The 17,238-nt window shown below is 45.5% G+C and carries 17 protein-coding genes; 6 read left to right on the top strand and 11 right to left on the bottom strand.

What is annotated here, in order from left to right:
* Positions 1-114: 114 nt before the first annotated feature.
* Positions 115-975, top strand: coding sequence for a bifunctional methylenetetrahydrofolate dehydrogenase/methenyltetrahydrofolate cyclohydrolase FolD (folD, locus tag NL645_RS11195; RefSeq protein WP_253651722.1), 861 nt, complete (start codon positions 115-117; stop codon positions 973-975).
* A 67-nt stretch (positions 976-1,042) separates the two neighbouring features.
* Here folD and NL645_RS11200 read toward each other — a convergent pair whose 3' ends face one another.
* The 4 genes from NL645_RS11200 to NL645_RS11215 form a co-directional block, all read right to left on the bottom strand.
* Positions 1,043-2,242 (bottom strand): NupC/NupG family nucleoside CNT transporter, encoded by a 1,200-nt coding sequence (locus NL645_RS11200; RefSeq protein WP_031780514.1) that lies wholly within the window; start codon positions 2,240-2,242, stop codon positions 1,043-1,045.
* Positions 2,243-2,499: 257 nt separating this feature from the next.
* Positions 2,500-3,444 (bottom strand): LysR family transcriptional regulator, encoded by a 945-nt coding sequence (locus NL645_RS11205; RefSeq protein ID WP_005396032.1) that lies wholly within the window; start codon positions 3,442-3,444, stop codon positions 2,500-2,502.
* A 91-nt stretch (positions 3,445-3,535) separates the two neighbouring features.
* Complete coding sequence (locus tag NL645_RS11210; RefSeq protein WP_048626139.1) at positions 3,536-4,507, bottom strand: lytic transglycosylase domain-containing protein; 972 nt, start codon at positions 4,505-4,507, stop codon at positions 3,536-3,538.
* Positions 4,508-4,555: 48 nt separating this feature from the next.
* Positions 4,556-4,837: a YcgL domain-containing protein gene (locus NL645_RS11215; RefSeq protein WP_005382303.1), complete on the bottom strand. Its 282-nt coding sequence runs from the start codon at positions 4,835-4,837 to the stop codon at positions 4,556-4,558.
* Positions 4,838-5,034: 197 nt separating this feature from the next.
* Here NL645_RS11215 and minC point away from each other — a divergent pair, with 197 nt between their 5' ends.
* Genes minC through minE form a run of 3 tightly spaced genes read left to right on the top strand, consistent with a single transcriptional unit; the run spans position 5,035 to position 6,793 of the window.
* Positions 5,035-5,697, top strand: a complete 663-nt coding sequence (minC, locus tag NL645_RS11220; protein WP_005382304.1) for a septum site-determining protein MinC — start codon at positions 5,035-5,037, stop codon at positions 5,695-5,697.
* A 17-nt stretch (positions 5,698-5,714) separates the two neighbouring features.
* A complete protein-coding gene (minD, locus tag NL645_RS11225; protein WP_005388331.1) occupies positions 5,715-6,527 on the top strand; it encodes a septum site-determining protein MinD in 813 nt (270 codons plus the stop codon).
* A 2-nt stretch (positions 6,528-6,529) separates the two neighbouring features.
* Entirely contained in the window at positions 6,530-6,793 is a 264-nt protein-coding gene (minE, locus tag NL645_RS11230) for a cell division topological specificity factor MinE (RefSeq protein WP_005396037.1), read from the top strand.
* 78 nt (positions 6,794-6,871) lie between these two features.
* Here the strand turns inward: minE and rnd are convergent, their stop codons facing one another.
* From rnd to NL645_RS11265, 7 genes are all read right to left on the bottom strand, one after another.
* Entirely contained in the window at positions 6,872-7,990 is a 1,119-nt protein-coding gene (gene rnd / locus NL645_RS11235; RefSeq protein ID WP_054867852.1) for a ribonuclease D, read from the bottom strand.
* Positions 7,991-8,069: 79 nt separating this feature from the next.
* On the bottom strand, positions 8,070-9,761 hold the full coding sequence (gene fadD / locus NL645_RS11240; protein ID WP_005396044.1) for a long-chain-fatty-acid--CoA ligase FadD: 1,692 nt from the start codon (positions 9,759-9,761) through the stop codon (positions 8,070-8,072).
* A gap of 106 nt (positions 9,762-9,867) precedes the next feature.
* Entirely contained in the window at positions 9,868-10,722 is an 855-nt protein-coding gene (locus NL645_RS11245) for an alpha/beta fold hydrolase (protein ID WP_006743344.1), read from the bottom strand.
* Positions 10,723-10,728: 6 nt separating this feature from the next.
* The gene (locus NL645_RS11250) at positions 10,729-11,286 is read right to left on the bottom strand and encodes a Slp family lipoprotein (protein WP_104971403.1); all 558 of its coding nucleotides are present in this window, start codon (positions 11,284-11,286) and stop codon (positions 10,729-10,731) included.
* Between the two features lie 41 nt (positions 11,287-11,327).
* A complete protein-coding gene (locus NL645_RS11255; protein WP_047102883.1) occupies positions 11,328-11,633 on the bottom strand; it encodes a hypothetical protein in 306 nt (101 codons plus the stop codon).
* 60 nt (positions 11,634-11,693) lie between these two features.
* The gene (gene tsaB, locus NL645_RS11260) at positions 11,694-12,395 is read right to left on the bottom strand and encodes a tRNA (adenosine(37)-N6)-threonylcarbamoyltransferase complex dimerization subunit type 1 TsaB (protein WP_253651723.1); all 702 of its coding nucleotides are present in this window, start codon (positions 12,393-12,395) and stop codon (positions 11,694-11,696) included.
* A 29-nt stretch (positions 12,396-12,424) separates the two neighbouring features.
* The gene (locus NL645_RS11265) at positions 12,425-14,365 is read right to left on the bottom strand and encodes an ATP-dependent DNA helicase (RefSeq protein WP_104971401.1); all 1,941 of its coding nucleotides are present in this window, start codon (positions 14,363-14,365) and stop codon (positions 12,425-12,427) included.
* A 218-nt stretch (positions 14,366-14,583) separates the two neighbouring features.
* Here NL645_RS11265 and purU point away from each other — a divergent pair, with 218 nt between their 5' ends.
* Both purU and NL645_RS11275 read left to right on the top strand, forming a co-directional pair.
* The gene (purU, locus tag NL645_RS11270) at positions 14,584-15,417 is read left to right on the top strand and encodes a formyltetrahydrofolate deformylase (RefSeq protein ID WP_005382206.1); all 834 of its coding nucleotides are present in this window, start codon (positions 14,584-14,586) and stop codon (positions 15,415-15,417) included.
* Positions 15,418-15,635: 218 nt separating this feature from the next.
* Entirely contained in the window at positions 15,636-17,237 is a 1,602-nt protein-coding gene (locus NL645_RS11275) for a serine protease (RefSeq protein WP_253651724.1), read from the top strand.
* Position 17,238 lies beyond the last annotated feature (1 nt).

Here is a 17,238-nt window from a genome sequence, read left to right on the forward strand (position 1 = left end):
AAACGCTTAATGTTCAAAAACACCACAAAGCAAACGTTTGCGTATGGATGTTAATAAGAAATTCTGCGACAATGCGCCGCAGATAATTTGCCTTCTTAATTTATAAGGAAAGTCATGACTGCTCAAAATATAGACGGAACTCTCATTTCCCAAACTGTTCGATCCGAAGTGGCTGCACGTGTTAAAGCGCGTGTTGAAGCAGGGCTACGTGCTCCTGGTTTAGCAGTGGTTCTAGTTGGTGAAGATCCTGCTTCTCAGGTTTATGTCGGCAGCAAACGCCGCGCATGTGAAGAAGTTGGGTTTGTTTCTAAGTCTTTTGACCTTCCTGCGTCTAGCTCACAAGAAGAGTTACTAGCGCTGATTGATGAATTAAACAACGATGATGAAATTGACGGCATTCTAGTGCAATTACCCCTTCCTGCGGGCATCGACACAACACATGTTTTAGAGCGCATTCACCCAGAGAAGGACGTGGATGGCTTCCACCCTTACAACGTTGGTCGTCTTGCGCAGCGTATTCCAAAGCTTCGCTCTTGCACGCCAAAGGGCATCATTACCCTACTCGACCGTTACAACATTGAGCTACGTGGTAAACATGCTGTTGTGGTCGGTGCATCAAACATTGTTGGTCGTCCAATGACACTTGAGCTGCTGCTTGCGGGCTGCACGACAACAACATGTCACCGTTTTACCAAAGACCTAGAGAGTCATGTGCGTCAAGCGGACGTTGTCGTGGTTGCGGTTGGTAAGCCAAACTTCATCCCTGGAGAGTGGATTAAGAAAGGTGCAGTAGTTATCGATGTCGGCATTAACCGTCTTGATTCAGGCAAGCTAGTTGGCGACGTGGAATACGATAAAGCACGTGAAAGTGCGAGCTTTATTACTCCTGTCCCTGGTGGTGTTGGCCCAATGACCGTCGCAAGCTTAATTGAGAACACGATGCTCGCTTGCGAGCAGTTCCACACAGACAAATAACGTAAACTTCAGATACGAAAAAGGCTCCGCAAGGAGCCTTTTTGCTAATTTTAGGTATCTCTTTCAGTTACAGACTTAAAATCACGCCCGCAATTGAAGCGCTCATTAAGTTCGCCATCACACCAGCGATAATCGCACGGAAACCATGTTTAGAAACAAATGCACGCTTTTCAGGTACCAATGAGCCCAACCCACCAATCAGCATCGCCATGCTTGAGATGTTTGCAAAACCACACAAAGCAAACGTCACGATTGCTTGTGAGTGTTCACTGAGTTGAGACTTCACTTCAGCAAGCTGGATGAAAGCAACGAACTCATTCACCACAATCTTATTACCAATCAGCGAGCCTGCTGTGGTTGCTTCTTGCCATGGCACACCTAATAACCAAGCGACAGGTGCGAATACATAACCTAGGATCAGCTCGAAGCTTAGTGGCGTCCCAACAAGGTCACCAATCCAACCTAGCATGCCGTTTAACATTGCAATGACACTGATGAACGCCAATAGCGTACCACCTACCGATACAGCAATGCGTACACCCGCCATTGCACCATCGGCTAATGCTTCTACTACGTTGGTTGCACGTGGAATTTCAACTTGGCTAATGTCGATATCTGCTGCTTTATCCGTATCTTCTGGCATTAAGATTTTTGCCATTAACAAGCCCGCAGGTGCCGACATAAATGCGGCAGCGATCAGGTAGTTAAGGTCAACGCCCAGTGACGCGTAACCGACCAACGTTCCACCAGCAACAGAAGCCAAACCACCTGTCATCACCGCAAAGAACTGCGAGTCGGTCATGTGCTTTAGGTATGGCTTTACCATCAATGGCGCTTCAATGGTGCCAACAAAAATATTCGCCGTTGCAGACAAAGACTCCGCGCGACCGATACCCAGCAGCTTTTGAATACCGCCACCGATAAAGTTGATGATTTTTGGCATCACACCAATGTGATAAAGACCGGAGATAAGAGAGGAGAAGAAAACGATGATACCCAGAACATTGATCGCAAAGGTGAAGCCCCCTGTCGCCAAATTACCGAATAAAAACGCAATGCCCTCTTGACCATAGTTGATCAAATTCGACACAACGCTGCTCACTGAATTCAGCGCATCTCGTCCTGCTGGTACATATAAAACCAACAACGCAAACAGTACCTGCAAAGCAAACGCAAACGACACTGTTCTCAGCTTTATATTTTTTCTATTTGTAGAAAGTAGCCATGCTACGAATAGTATGGCTACGATACCAATAATTGAGTTCATAAAATGAATCCGACAGAAGGGGGATATGGAAGGCACCGGATTGTATAGCGGACTCAAAATGCTGCAAGTTGAGGATGTTAACAGTGTGAAAAGTTTAAGCGCCCAATAATTGACCTTAATCATAAGGCATTGAATTATATAAATATAAACGTTTGCTTATTTTTATTGTTTCCATATAGAAAAGATGTTTCTAGTTCTGGAAAAATTTTTGTGAAGTGAATCACCTTATGTGCCGTTCAATAACGTCATTGATCCTGTTACTTAGGAATAGAGATGTAAGGCGCTAGACGTTGATCCCAATGACACGGGTTACCGATCTTCTGTTTGATGAAGTTAATCACTGCGGATATTTTTTTTGGCATATGTTGGCGGCTTGGATACACCGCATAAAACGGCATCGACTGGCTTGCTTTCCAGTCCGGTAACAACTGTATTAACTTACCCGTTCTAAACTCATCACCCAGTAAGTAAGTGGCAAGGTAGGCAATGCCCCAACCTGCAATAGCGGCATCCCGAACGGCTTCTGCCAGATCCACTGAATAGTTGCCCGAAACTTTTACGTTCAACTCCTGCTGATCTTTAGTAAACGCCCACCCCGTATAGTCACGCTCCCAGCTTCTGTATATAAGACAGTTGTGAGAAGACAAGTCATCCGGCTCTGTTGGCGTATCATGTTTCAATAAGTAATCTGGTGATGCCGCCACAACAAACTGGCAATCCGTCAAACGCTGCGCAATGTAGCCTTCAGGCAAATGCTCGTTGTTGGTCACCCATAAATCGAGCCCTTCGGCTAACATATCGACCTTATAGTCAAACAAATGCACCTCCACTTGAAGTTGAGGATACAGTTCGCGCAACTCTTGAATTGCAGGGATAATGTGCAAGGTACCGAATGATTGCGACAAACCAAGACGCACTAAGCCTGCCACTTCATCCCGCTGGGTTTCCATCTCTAATGTAGCACTGCTCACCGCTTGTACTACTTGCTCACAGTGATGAAAAAAGGTTTTTCCTGCCTCAGTCGGCGTAAAGCTTCGCGTAGTGCGTTGAACAAGCTTGATACCAAGAGACGCTTCTAGCTGGCTCAACTGCTTACTCACATGAGACACCGACACGCCTAAGCTCTTTGCAGCAGCCGTGAAACTTTTATGTTTAAGAAGAGCGGAGAAGATCACCATTTGTGCAGCACGTTCAGATAACACGCTTTACCTCGATTTGATTATAGGGAAAACAAAGGACTCCGAAGAGCCCTCATATTGAATACTGGATGCCAAGTGATTATTTGATAACAGCTCAGTATTTAATTCGGTCAGCCAAGTGACTCACGGCGAGTGCGAAGTAGTAAGAGCGGTTCCACTTCATCAGTACGTTGTAGTTATTGTAAACCAGATACGTACGACCATTTTCGTCGTCCGGCATGATCAACCATGCTTTGATGTCTTCATCCAGTTTTGGCAACGGACTACCGTCGTATTTTGTGATGCCAAGTTTGCTCCACTCCTGAAGGTATTTACCTTTTTCAGCTGTGCGCCCTTCTAAGCTGCGATCAATGCCTTTAGGAACTTTCACTTGGCGACCCCAAGTGTATTTGTCATCCCAGCCGGACTTGCTCAAATAGTTAGCGGTTGATGCAAATACGTCGGCTTCAGATTGCCAAATGTCTTTTTTACCATCCCCGTTGCCGTCAGCGGCAAAACGTAGGAAAGAGCTTGGCATAAATTGACACTGTCCCATCGCACCAGCCCAAGAACCTTTAAAATTATCTAGCTCGATATGGCCTTGATCGAGGATCTGCAATGCCGACATGGTCTCTTTACGGAAAAACTCTTCACGACGACCTTCAAATGCCATTGTCGACAACGCGTCAATCACTTTGAAGTTACCCGTAAATTTACCAAAGTTACTTTCTACACCCCACAGCGCCACGATAAAGCGAGGCTGCACACCGTACTCATCGCCTATACGCTTTAGCTCGGTGTAATGCTCTTTATAGAGTTGTCTTGCTTGCTTCACCTTCCATTCAGGCACCGCGCGAGGAATGTATTCATCCAACGTCAGTTTCTTCTCTGGCTGGTTTCGGTCCGCTTTTACTGCTCGAGGCTTGTACTCAACATTCGCAAAAGCAGCACTAATGACCTGCTCTGAGATACCTTTATCACGCGCTTCAGCACGCAGCTTATTCAAGTATTCATCGAAACCCTCGCTACTTGCAAAAGCCGAGGTACACACACCAACGCTAAGCATGGTAGCCAGTATTTTTTTCATATTGCCCTCCTTGAGCAAGGCAGAAATCCCAGATGAAAAACGATGACGTTATTCGCCTTTCTGCTGGGCTTTTTGTTCTTTGTACTTTTCTAGTAGGTTCTCCGGCGGAGGCGGAACCTGCAAAAAGAAGCCATCATTTTGCAATGAAGCCTTCACTTTTTCGATATCAACTTGTGCCAATTTACGGCCATCAAGTTTAATCGTCATAACAGCGATAGGCTTACCGAACATCTGCATTAAGGTGTCAGGAACCTGTGAAAAATCATCCTTTTTCGGAATATAGAGATAAGTACCTTCTTTTTTCGAGCTTTTATAAATAGAACAAAGCATGACACGCCTTTTATGCTGATTTAGCCGCGTTGAGTGCGGATTAGGTTGAAAACGTCAAATTCTCGCAAACTTAATAGCAAATTTGAGATTAATTCACCTATTTGCCCACGAGAGAACTTGCTGCGTCAAAGGATGAAATATAACATGACAGACCTAGTTTAAGGCAACGCTCTTTCAATAAAGGCAAGAAGTCCACGATGACCCATTCACCAGACCTTAAAGGTAGCAGTTTTACATTGTCAGTTTTACACCTTTCTGACAATGAGATCGCAAAGACTGTCGAATTTTTGCAAGAAAAAGTTTCTCAAGCACCTTCTTTTTTTGCATCCGCGCCTTTGGTAATCAATATAGCAAAAGTACAAGGCGACATTGATTTCCCTAAGCTTAAACAAGGCATCTCAGATGCTGGTTTTATTCCGGTCGGTGTAACGGGCTGTAAAGACAAGCGTGTACAAAATCTTGCTTCCGAAGCTGGCTTCGCCATTATGTCGGCAAGCAAATCACCAAGCCAGGCGCCAGCCAAAATGGCACCAACGAAAGTAGTTCGCACGCCTGTTCGATCAGGACAACAGATCTACGCGAAAGATGGTGATTTGGTGGTGTTAGCGCACGTAAGTGCTGGTGCTGAAGTCATCGCTGACGGCTCTATTCATATCCATGGCACACTTCGAGGCCGTGCGATTGCAGGCGCAAGTGGTCAGCAGGAAGCGCGTATTATTTGCCACGATTTACAAGCAGAACTGGTATCCATTGCGGGTGACTACTGGTTAAGCGATCAAATTGAAAGCGAGTACTGGCAAAAGAAAGTAATGATCAGTAAAGCCGATGAATCATTGCATTTAGAAGTTCTCGCGATTTAATCTAAAAAGGAAAAAAAATGGCACGCATTATTGTAGTAACGTCTGGTAAAGGTGGCGTTGGTAAAACCACTTCAAGCGCAGCCATCGCCTCTGGTCTAGCTCTGAAGGGAAAAAAGACCGCGGTGATCGATTTTGATATCGGTTTGCGTAACCTCGACCTAATCATGGGCTGTGAGCGCCGTGTCGTGTATGACTTTGTAAACGTCATTAACGGCGAAGCGACATTAAACCAAGCGCTGATCAAAGATAAGCGCACGGACAACCTATTCATTCTTCCTGCTTCTCAAACTCGTGATAAAGACGCACTGACAAAAGATGGTGTTCAGCGCGTATTCGGCGAACTTGATGAAATGGGCTTTGATTTCATTATTTGTGATTCACCAGCAGGTATCGAACAAGGCGCATTGATGGCCTTGTACTACGCCGATGAAGCCATTGTCACAACGAATCCAGAAGTCTCTTCTGTGCGTGACTCTGACCGCATTCTCGGTATTTTAGATTCTAAGTCCCTGCGTGCAGAACAAGGGCTAGAGCCAGTAAAACAGCACCTGCTACTGACTCGCTACAACCCATCTCGCGTCACTCAAGGCGAAATGCTAAGCGTTGAAGACGTAGAGGAGATCTTACATATTCCACTACTGGGCGTGATTCCAGAAAGCCAAGCCGTGCTTAACGCGTCAAACAAAGGTGTGCCAGTCACTTTTGACGATAACACCGATGCAGGTATGGCTTACTCTGACACCGTTGATCGCTTATTAGGCAATCAGGTTGAATTTCGTTTCCTTACTGAGGAGAAGAAAGGACTCTTTAAACGACTCTTTGGAGGCTAGACATGTCATTATTAGAATTTTTCCGTCCACAGAAGAAAACTTCTGCGAATCTAGCTAAAGAGCGTTTGCAAATCATTGTTGCTGAGCGCCGCAGCCAAAATGATCCAGCGCCTTCTTACTTACCTCAATTGAAAGAGGACATCTTGAAGGTGATCAGTAAGTACGTGGCAATTGATCCAAATATGGTTGACTTAACATTTGAGCACAAGGACGACGATATCTCAGTTCTTGAGCTCAATGTGAAGCTACCAGACGACGAGAAATAAACCACTTTTCCTCACGAGATTGAATGCTCAGATTAGAATGAAAAAGGTTGGCACCGAGGCCAACCTTTTAATCTTTTATTACTTTAATGCTTTGTTCATCTTGTCGCCGAGCAGATCCAAACGCCATCCCTGCATCAAGTCAGGCAACACTTCTGGATCGCGATCTTTTTTCCACACCCAACTGATCAGCTGATTAATCTGCTTTTTAGAAGCAAGGAACTCCGTCGCTAAGCCAGACTTCTGCGACGCCGATTTCACTATGTCTTTCATATTTTTGAAGACTTGTTTGTAACCTGGATAATCCATTAAGCGTTCAATTTTCGCTGGATACTCTTCAGAAGGTGTTTGCTTCGCTTGTTTAACAATAGCGGCAATCTTCGCGCCATGGCGGTTAATCGCTCGGATATCAATATCTTCCGCTTCCATCTTCTTAAAGTTAGTTAAGCCAAGACGAGCGACTGTTAACAGGTCACCTTCTTTAAAGATAAAGTTCAGCGCTAAATCTCGTTTGATTGCTTCACGGTAACGCCACGTCGCTAGAGGCTTTAAAATCGCCAGCTCAGAAGGTTTTAACTGCCAAGCACCTTTAATATCAAGGTAGGCATTCTCCTCATTAGTGACGCGAATGCGTTTTGAAACCAACAAATCACTTTCTTGTTGTACGGCTTCCCACCAACCTGCTTGCGTCACCTTATCGAAAAGCTTTTCGTATAACGGTAGCAAGTAATGCACGTCTGCAGCAGCATAGTCTAATTGCTTTTGTGTCAGTGGACGAGCCATCCAGTCAGTACGTGACTCACTTTTGTCGAGCTCAACACCTAAATATTCTTCCACCAGCGTTGCAAAGCCTGTTGATAGACCGTGGCCAAGAAAGGCCGCCATCAACTGAGTATCTACCATAGGGAACGGCGTACAACCAAATGCATTTTGGAAAACTTCTAAATCTTCACCGCAGGCATGCAGCACTTTTAACACGGAAGTATCTTTTAATAGCGCTACGAACGGCGTCATATCCGTTAATTCGGTCGGATCAATCAGCGAGAGGCGATTACCATCGAAAAGCTGAATCAGACCTAACTGCGGGTAGAAAGTGCGAATACGGACGAATTCGGTATCCAACATCACTACATCTGCCTCTCGGGCGTGAATGCAAACTTCTTCTAGGTCTTTGTTTTTGGTAATAATTTGATAATTCACATACTTCTCGCTATAAAAAATGCCAGCAAAACGCTGGCATTCTATCATTTTTTAAATCTCTCGACTCGACGAAATCGGCTTATGCGCTTTTCTTCGCGAGTTCAGCGTCGTTCTCTTCACGCAGAACACGACGCAAGATCTTACCGACATTGGTTTTAGGGAGGTCTTCACGGAACTCAACCAACTTAGGTACTTTGTAGCCAGTTAAGTGCTGACGACAATGCGTAATCACTTCATCTTTGGTCAAGCTCGGGTCGCGCTTCACGACGTAGATCTTCACTAATTCACCAGAGACTTCGTGCGGTTGACCAATAGCAGCCACTTCAAGGACTTTGCCGTGCAGTGCTACAACGTCTTCGATTTCGTTCGGGTAAACATTAAAGCCTGATACCAAGATCATGTCTTTCTTACGGTCAACGATGTGCAGGAAGCCTTCGTCATCGAACTTAACAATGTCGCCCGTTGATAACCAACCGTCTTCGTTGATCGTATCTTTCGTTGCTTCCGGTCGTTGCCAGTAGCCTTGCATAACCTGAGGACCGCGAACTTGAAGTTCACCAGTTTCAGTATTCGCAAGAGCGTTGCCTTCTTCGTCCACAATACGAACTTCTGTTGATGGCACAGGCAGACCAATCGATCCATTGTATTCAACAAGGTCATGCGGGTATGCCGCAACCAATGGAGAACACTCGGTCAGGCCGTAGCCTTCTAGTAGGTAACAACCCGTGGTCTTCTGCCATCTTTCTGCCACTGAGCGCTGCACTGCCATGCCGCCGCCAACGGCTAAACGTAGGTTACTGAAATCCAACTCGTGGAAGTCTTCGTTGTTGATCAAAGCATTAAATAAGGTGTTCACGCCCGTGATCGCAGTAAACGGATGCTTTTGTAGCTCTTTCACGAACCCTGGAATATCTCTAGGGTTGGTAATAAGTAGGTTACGGCCACCCATTTCGACAAACAGCAGACAGTTTACGGTAAGAGCAAATACGTGATACAGCGGTAGCGCTGTCACGACCAATTCACGGCCTGGAGATAAAACCGGCCCGTACGCGCCTTTCGCCTGTAAAACGTTCGCAATCATATTACGGTGAGTCAGAATCGCACCTTTCGCGACGCCTGTCGTACCGCCCGTGTATTGCAGGAATGCGATGTCATCCCCAGACATAAACGGTTTAACGTATTGTAGACGACGACCTTTACGTAGAGCCTGACGCATTGAGATTGCACCAGGTAAATCGTACTTAGGCACCATGCCCTTAACGTACTTCACGACAAAATCGACAATCGTACCTTTCGCTCGTGGCAGCATTTGACCAAGGCTGGTTAACACCACGTGTTTAACTGGTGTTTTATCGACGATTTGTTCTAGCGTGTTCGCAAAGTTAGATACAATCACAATCGTCGTCGCACCTGAGTCATTCAATTGGTGTTCAAGTTCACGAGGAGTGTAAAGTGGGTTAACGTTTACGGCGATACAACCTGCACGCAAAATACCAAACAACGCCACTGGGTATTGCAGTAGGTTTGGCATCATCAGAGCAACACGGTCACCCTTTTGCAGTTTTAACTCGTTTTGCAGATACGCTGCGAATGCGCGACTACGCTCTTCCAATTTACGGAAGGTCATAACCGAGCCCATGTTCATGAATGCTGGTTGGTCTGCATATTTTTGTACAGACTGCTCAAACATTTCTACCAAAGACTCATATTGCTCTGGATTAATGGTTTCAGGTACGTCACTTGGATAACGTGAAAGCCATGGTTTATCCACGATGTTACTCCTCGTTTATAACTGGCTAAAAAATAGCGTCCTTTTTATTTTGAAAGCTATTACAGCACAGCGAACGTGCTTGAGCACGCAACTCTCAAACACTTGTTTAAATTTTGTTAACTACACCAAGAATTCGCGTTGCGACCTCGAGTATTTGCTCTAAATGACAGTGATGACCACCCTTGACAGAAACCACTTGCGGCGGGTTCTCTCCCCAATCAGCTTGGTTAGATGGTAAATTCTGAAATCCTTGATCGCCTAATACGATCAAATGAGGACAACGTATTTGGCTGGTAATCGAGTTAGCATGCGCTTGCGCCATTCGGTAAAGCGACGCACATTTTAACTTGGCGTCATGCCGCCAATACCATTTATCTCCTCGCTGCTCCGTTCCTCGCTCGACTATCGGCAGAAGCTGCTCAGCGGTTAATTGGTTGGCTTGCACGCGTAATTTTAACGCCAGATCGAAGGAGGCAATGGCTCGCTCTGGCTTGTTTTGCTGTCTTATTCGACTTAAAACGCCATCGCGAAGACGAGGCAAACTGTTAGTAGGATCTTCAGTAAGAGGTCCTGCTCCCTCAATTTGCACAAGAGCTTCGACCTGCTCTGGAAACGCAGCACTATAGCAACTTGCGATTAAAGCACCAAGTGAATGCCCTACTAATATCAGTCTGTTTGGCGATAATTCGTCCAACAACTGATATAAATCGGCAATATAGTCGTGAAAGGGGTAATAGTTATCGTGAGATTTATGACTCGATAAACCGTGACCAAAATGATCGATGGCGAGGAGGTGTAAGTGAGGATTAAGTTGGTTCAACTGCTCCATGAGCGCTTTAAAGCTGCCCGCATTATCTAACCACCCATGAAGAAAAACGACTGACAAGTCAGCCGTTTTCTCGTTCCCTATCTCAAGGGCTGCCATTTTGCCGGCAGGAAGCTCGAATTGACGCTCATGCATCGCAGATTATTTGACCTGTTTTATCACTTTACCGTCTTGTGGGAAATCATTACGCCACATGCGGCAGTTAATCGAGTAACATGGGTAAAAGTAGGTTGGCGAGTCATACATGCGTACACGTTCTTCAATTTTCCACAAACGGTAGCCTTGCCCCTTAATGATCGGGAATACGTATTCGTGTTCACCAATCTTTCCTTCTTCTTCCCCTGCTCCTTTGCCTACAACCGTCACCAAACGGCCTTCACTAAAGGCGACAGGCTCTAAATAGCCATCAAAATAGGCGACAAAACGCCCCGTAGGCTCTTCATCAATATCAGGTTTACCAGACTTACTGATAGGAAGGTTTACAATCTCTAGACGCGTTTTATCTTTGAAGTTATCCACTTTAGCGATGATTCCACCAAGGCGAACATCTTCACTCACTTGCCCCTGAGACTCAGCAAAAGCTTTATAGTCTGTAACGACCAATTCTGTGCTTGCATTTAGCTCCTCTGGCAACGAGCTACACGCAGACAAACCAACCGTAGCAAATAATGCGAGAAAAAACCGTCCAAAAACCTTCATAAACCACCTTTCAATATTAGTAACCCCAAGCTGGGGAGATCTCACACGTAAATATCGACACCAAGTAATTGAGCCAGTTCCTCTTTTTTAGCTCGATTCATGACATCCATGTACTGCTCCATTGCTTTACGTGCGCCCCCTTCAGGAAGGTCATATTGCACTTGAGCTCGGTGAATTTGGGACTCATCCACGTGTTTTATGGAGTGCGCCACGGCGTTAGCAACCTTTGAAGGCTGACCTACAGGCTGCTTTGTTTGTGATTTATTTACCTGCTTCTTTTGACTGGCTTTATTAGTGCGATTTGCACCGGGAATCAAAGAAGGAGGCAAGCCATTAATCGACGCCATAGCACTCCATAAAAATACAGGGCAAACGCCCTGCTTTTTGTCAGGTTAATGAAAAACGGACTATTCGCGACCAGGAAGTTTTTTCCATGTCACATTATCACGTAAATAAACAGGGCTCGAATCTTCGACCGGCACGGTATTACCCTTTTTAAATTCTTGTTCAGCAAGAATCACGATGTCTTGTGAATCAGGGTACAGAACGTCACCATGCGTCAAATTAAACGGTAGGTCTGCTAATACTTCTTGGTAAGCATCCCAACCAGTACCTGCTGTCGTCCACGTTTTGTCGTCTGCTTGTGCTTCTTCAACTAGGCGTGCTGGTGGAATTACGCACTCTGCATCCATACCTACCCACTCACCGTTTGCTTGGCGAGTGTAACGTGCCCAATAAACTTCACCCATACGTGCATCAATGGCCACAGCGACATCGGTCACACCATGTAAGCGATAGCTACCTTGAGCCATTGCAGCCAGCGTTGAAACGCCGATCATAGGTAAGTCAGCACCGAACGCCAAACCTTGTGCGATACCAATACCGATACGAACGCCAGTAAAGCTACCTGGACCACGCCCAAACGCTAACGCATCTAGCTCTTGTAGAGTCAGGCCGGCTTCTTTGAGTACTTCATCAACCATTGGCAGTACTTTTTTGGTGTGATCGCGTGGTGCAACCGCGCTACGTGAAATCACTTGATCATTAGCCAACAACGCAACTGAACAGTTTTCAGTCGCTGTATCGATAGCAAGAATTTTTGCGCTCATTTAACTCTCTACAACTCTCATTTATTGGGTTATGCCTCAGCACTTGCGTCTGTGACAGATTGTTCTACTTTCAGGAATGCTTTGATTCCATCTAAGTCTCGCGTTCTTGGGATAGGTGGTAGGCTTCCGAGGAAAATACCACCGTAGTCTCGCGTGACAAGGCGATTATCACAAATGATCAACGCACCGTGATCCTTCTGATCTCGAATTAATCGCCCTACTCCCTGCTTTAACGTAATCACTGCATCCGGGATTTGTACTTCAGCAAATGGTTCTCCGCCACGTAATCGACAATCCTCGATACGGGCTTTGAGTAACGGATCGTCAGGGGCGGTAAACGGTAATTTGTCGATAATAACACAGCTCAGCGCATCACCTCTAACATCAATCCCTTCCCAGAAAGCGCCTGTCGCCACCAGTAAAGCGTTACCCAGTTCCATAAACTCCGCCAAGGTTTTCTGCTTACTCATCTCCCCTTGCATTAACACAGGCAGCTCAAGTACTTCTCGGAACTTCTCACCTAGTTCACGCATCATGCTGTGCGAGGTACATAAAAAGAAGCAGCGACCATCATTTTCTTCAATCACCGGAGCAAGCATTCGGACTAACTTATCCGCTAAGCCGTTACTGTTTGGCTCTGGCAGATACCTTGGCACACAAAGGCGCGCTTGTTTTTGATAATCAAAGGGGGACGGCAGAGAAAATTGCTTTGTAGGCTTGAGGCCAAGGCGCTCAGTAAAGTGCTTGAAGTCGCCCGATACGGCTAGAGTTGCTGACGTGAAAATCCACGCGCCTTGTTTAATCTCTATTTGCTCATGGAACTTGTCCGCGACAGAAAGAGGCGTAATGTGCAGAGCGAAATGACGAGGCGAGGTATCGTACCAGTATGAGTAACCGGTAATATCGACATCGCATACCCGGTCGATGCGGCCTTTGATCAAATTGGCACGTTCAAAGGCGGTATCCAGTAATTGACTGCGCCCTAAGGCTATTTTGAGAACATCAATCGCCAGTTCGAGGCTATCAGTTAAGCGCAACAATTCTCGCTTAATAGAGCCCGATTGCAACGCCTCACGCCAGTTGCCACGAAAGCCTGGCTCACCCAGTACAATCCGCATGTCCATTGCGCTTTGCATGAGTTTGTCGCCCACTTTTTGCAATTGACGCATGTCTTTTGCTTCGGTGCGATAGGCTATTTCAATGTCTTTGGCAAGATCGTGAATTTGACGGCTTGAAACTGACTGGCCGAAATATTCGCTCGCAATATCTGGCAACTGATGAGCTTCATCAAAAATAAACACATCGGCTTCTGGAATCAGTTCGCCAAATCCTGTTTCTTTGATCGCTAAGTCAGCAAGAAATAAGTGATGGTTCACCACAACAATGTCGGAATCCATGGCTCGCTTACGCGCTTTCAATACAAAGCAATCGGTGTAGCTCGGACACTCTTTACCTAAACAGTTATCATTGGTTGAAGTGATGGTTGGAATGATCATGCTGTCTTCTGGCAGATCATCACAATCACCAAGGTCACCTGTTTTGGTTTCTGATGACCAAGCACGCACTTTAACCAATTGAGTTAATAGCGTCGGGTCAGATTCATTCGTGTGGCTTTCGACCATTTGGCGGCTCAAGCGATCCAAACACAGATAATTAGAACGCCCTTTTAATAATGCCACTTGGCCATAAAAACCAAGCGCATTGACCATGAGTGGTAAGTCACGATGGTACAACTGCTCTTGCAAGTTTTTCGAACCTGTACTGATGATCACTTTTTTACCGCTCAACAGCGCAGGGACTAGGTAGGCGAAGGTCTTACCGGTTCCGGTTCCTGCCTCTACCACCAACTGGGTTTGATCTTTGATCGCACTGCTGACGGCTTCCGCCATATCGATTTGTGGCTGACGAGCTTGAAAGCCCGGAATGGCCTTACCTAACGCGCCATCAGAGGAAAAAGTTTTTGCGATCATGCTTGGTATTGAGTTTGAAAAATTATCGAGAGTATATCAGAGGAATAGGAGTGACATCAGCCCACAATCTGGCCAGCTTGCGGCGACGCACGGATATTTTGTTGAAACCAACGTAAGAATAGATTATTTATGGTGAAACATGGCAGTACAGTTACACCCGCCTGGGAATAATAACAAATTCGTACGCTAAAATATTAATGCATGGAAGTACCTGATTTATGGAAAAGAAAACACTGTTGACCCACTGTTCTGACGCCCCGGGTCTCATCTCGAAAATCACTAACATCTGTTACAAGCACCAACTCAACATCGTTCACAATAACGAATTTGTTGATAATACCAGTGGCCACTTTTTCATGAGAACGGAGCTGGAGGGATACTTCAACGATCAAACGTTTCTTGCCGACTTGGACCAAGCCCTCCCGCAAGGTGCTAAGCGTAAATTGGTTGGCTCTCGCCGTAAGCGCATCGTCATTCTCGTCACAAAAGAAGCGCATTGTTTAGGCGATATTCTGATGAAAACCTACGATGGAAGCCTAGATGTTGAGATCGCCGCTGTGGTGGGGAATTACGACAAACTGCAAACTCTCACTGAACGCTTCGACATTCCTTACCACCATGTGACCCATGAAAACCTTAGCCGTGAAGAACACGAGCAGAAGATGCTAGAAGTGATCGACCAATACGATGCTGACTTTTTGGTGTTAGCTAAATACATGCGCGTATTGACGCCTACGTTTGTTGAGAAATACCACCACAAAATCATTAATATTCATCACAGCTTCTTACCTGCTTTTATTGGCGCGAAGCCATATCAACAAGCTTACGATCGCGGTGTGAAAATCATCGGAGCAACGGCACACTTCGTGACCAATGATTTAGATGAAGGGCCGATCATCAAGCAAGACGTAATTCCTGTCGACCATACATTCAATGCCCAAGATATGGCGCAAGCAGGACGCGATGTAGAGAAGAACGTATTGAGTAAGGCTTTGAATAAAGTGATCAATGACCACGTCTTTGTTTATGGAAATAAAACAGTGATCCTGTAATCCTTCCGCACTAGTTACAAAGAGAATGAAACCCGTCCAACTTGACGGGTTTCATCTTTTCAGGGATATCCCCCGACTCTAACCATCAAAATTAAACCGATATATTATAATTTTTCATTTCACTACAATTATTTACTGAGAGAATGATTCCGTTTATCATTTGGTCCCTTTATAATAAACCACGTTAATATTACGGAATTAAAAGGAAAAAAACGTTAGTGGCTTTTCTGATTGGGCTGACTTTGCCAGCAACCACAATCGCAGATACTCTTAAGCCTGTTCAGAATGATGTATCCACTCGCATTATTGGCGGCGAGCCAGCTAATACTTCCGACTGGAAGTTTATTGCTTCACTGGTCCGTAAAGGACAGCCAACATCTATTGGTCACTTCTGTGGCGGTAGTTTCCTTGGTGGAAAATACGTATTAACTGCTGCACACTGTGTGGAAGGTCTCAATGCGGACGATATTGATATCGCTCTTGGTCTTTATGATCAAAACAACGAGTCTCACGCGCAGCGCATCGCGGTTAACAATATCTACTCGCATACTGCATATAACAGTAATACAACGAACAATGACATCGCTCTTATCGAATTAGAACGCAATGTCGATAGCGCAACTATTGATCTGGCAACGCCAGAACTTTTAGATAGCGTACGTGTGGGAGACAAGTTGCATGTGGCTGGATGGGGAAATACGTCCACGACAGACAGAATATACCCAACCGTTTTACAACAAGTAGATTTGGAATACGTAGATCGAGCTACCTGCCAAAACCTACCAGGAAACTACTCTAATGTATCAGATGACGGCATTTGCGCCGGATACTATTGGGGAGGTAAAGATAGCTGCCAAGGAGATAGCGGCGGTCCGCTCATCGTTGACGATAACGGCATCAACAAATTATTAGGGGTGGTCAGTTGGGGTGACGGATGTGCTCAACCAAATGCTTATGGTGTTTACGCAAACGTCGCTCATTTTCAGCACAACGGCTGGATAGATAGTCATCGTAATACTATCAGCTACACTCAGTATCGAGATCTTCATTTCGTTGAGCGAAAAGCGCAGCAAGAGACCTTTACTATTCGTAATGACGAGGTGAATACGCCAATTAACATCACGGGCGTTACCCTAACAAGCGGAATCAGCCTCGCCAAAAATACCTGTACTGCGACACTGGCACCATCTCAAAGCTGTCAAATTACGGTAGGCTACTACCCAAGCTACTCGCACTCAGTTGAAACGATTGAAGTCTCTACTGATCATCCGAAACTATCTAAACTTTCGACTACCTTAATATATAGTGGTATTGATAAAGCAAGCAGCTCATTGAGCAGTGCCGTTACGCTAGCTGGCGCAAACGTGTACACCAATGAACACGCTTGGACCGCTGAAAATGGTGAACTTCAGTCAGCAGAAATGGGAATGTCTACTGGTGCATCCATCTTGCATTTAACCGATCTTCCAAAAGGCAAACTATCAATGGACTTTAAAGTCTTGTCAGATGGTTTCGATGTTTTTGTCGTTTACGTCAATGGCCAAGAGTATGACTACACTCGCCAGCTTCTTGAGTACAATGAACTTTCTATCGATCTTTACCGGAAGTCAAACACGGTTACTTTTGCTTATCTGAAAAACTACGAGTTTAGCGGTGGTTACAACGCGCAAGCGTATATTCGCAATATCAAGATGTCAGTTAGTTCAGATAACAATAGCGAGAGCAGCGTAACCAAAACATCGAGTTCAGGCGGCAGCTTCTCAATTAGCCTATTAATGCTGCTAGCTGCAGGTCCTTTCCTACGTCGCAAAAAAGGATAAC

This window comes from Vibrio sp. Y51_MX_L26 (assembly GCF_024181935.1).
Lineage (GTDB): Bacteria > Pseudomonadota > Gammaproteobacteria > Enterobacterales > Vibrionaceae > Vibrio > Vibrio diabolicus.

Excerpts from the sequence above, each read along its gene's own strand:
- folD (WP_253651722.1), top strand. The coding sequence starts at position 115 with ATGACTGCTCAAAATATAGACGGAACTCTCATTTCCCAAACTGTTCGA.
- NL645_RS11200 (WP_031780514.1), bottom strand. The coding sequence starts at position 2,242 with ATGAACTCAATTATTGGTATCGTAGCCATACTATTCGTAGCATGGCTA.
- NL645_RS11210 (WP_048626139.1), bottom strand. The coding sequence starts at position 4,507 with ATGAAAAAAATACTGGCTACCATGCTTAGCGTTGGTGTGTGTACCTCG.
- NL645_RS11215 (WP_005382303.1), bottom strand. The coding sequence starts at position 4,837 with ATGCTTTGTTCTATTTATAAAAGCTCGAAAAAAGAAGGTACTTATCTC.
- minC (WP_005382304.1), top strand. The coding sequence starts at position 5,035 with ATGACCCATTCACCAGACCTTAAAGGTAGCAGTTTTACATTGTCAGTT.
- minD (WP_005388331.1), top strand. The coding sequence starts at position 5,715 with ATGGCACGCATTATTGTAGTAACGTCTGGTAAAGGTGGCGTTGGTAAA.
- minE (WP_005396037.1), top strand. The coding sequence starts at position 6,530 with ATGTCATTATTAGAATTTTTCCGTCCACAGAAGAAAACTTCTGCGAAT.
- NL645_RS11245 (WP_006743344.1), bottom strand. The coding sequence starts at position 10,722 with ATGCATGAGCGTCAATTCGAGCTTCCTGCCGGCAAAATGGCAGCCCTT.
- NL645_RS11250 (WP_104971403.1), bottom strand. The coding sequence starts at position 11,286 with ATGAAGGTTTTTGGACGGTTTTTTCTCGCATTATTTGCTACGGTTGGT.
- NL645_RS11255 (WP_047102883.1), bottom strand. The coding sequence starts at position 11,633 with ATGGCGTCGATTAATGGCTTGCCTCCTTCTTTGATTCCCGGTGCAAAT.
- tsaB (WP_253651723.1), bottom strand. The coding sequence starts at position 12,395 with ATGAGCGCAAAAATTCTTGCTATCGATACAGCGACTGAAAACTGTTCA.
- NL645_RS11265 (WP_104971401.1), bottom strand. The coding sequence starts at position 14,365 with ATGATCGCAAAAACTTTTTCCTCTGATGGCGCGTTAGGTAAGGCCATT.
- purU (WP_005382206.1), top strand. The coding sequence starts at position 14,584 with ATGGAAAAGAAAACACTGTTGACCCACTGTTCTGACGCCCCGGGTCTC.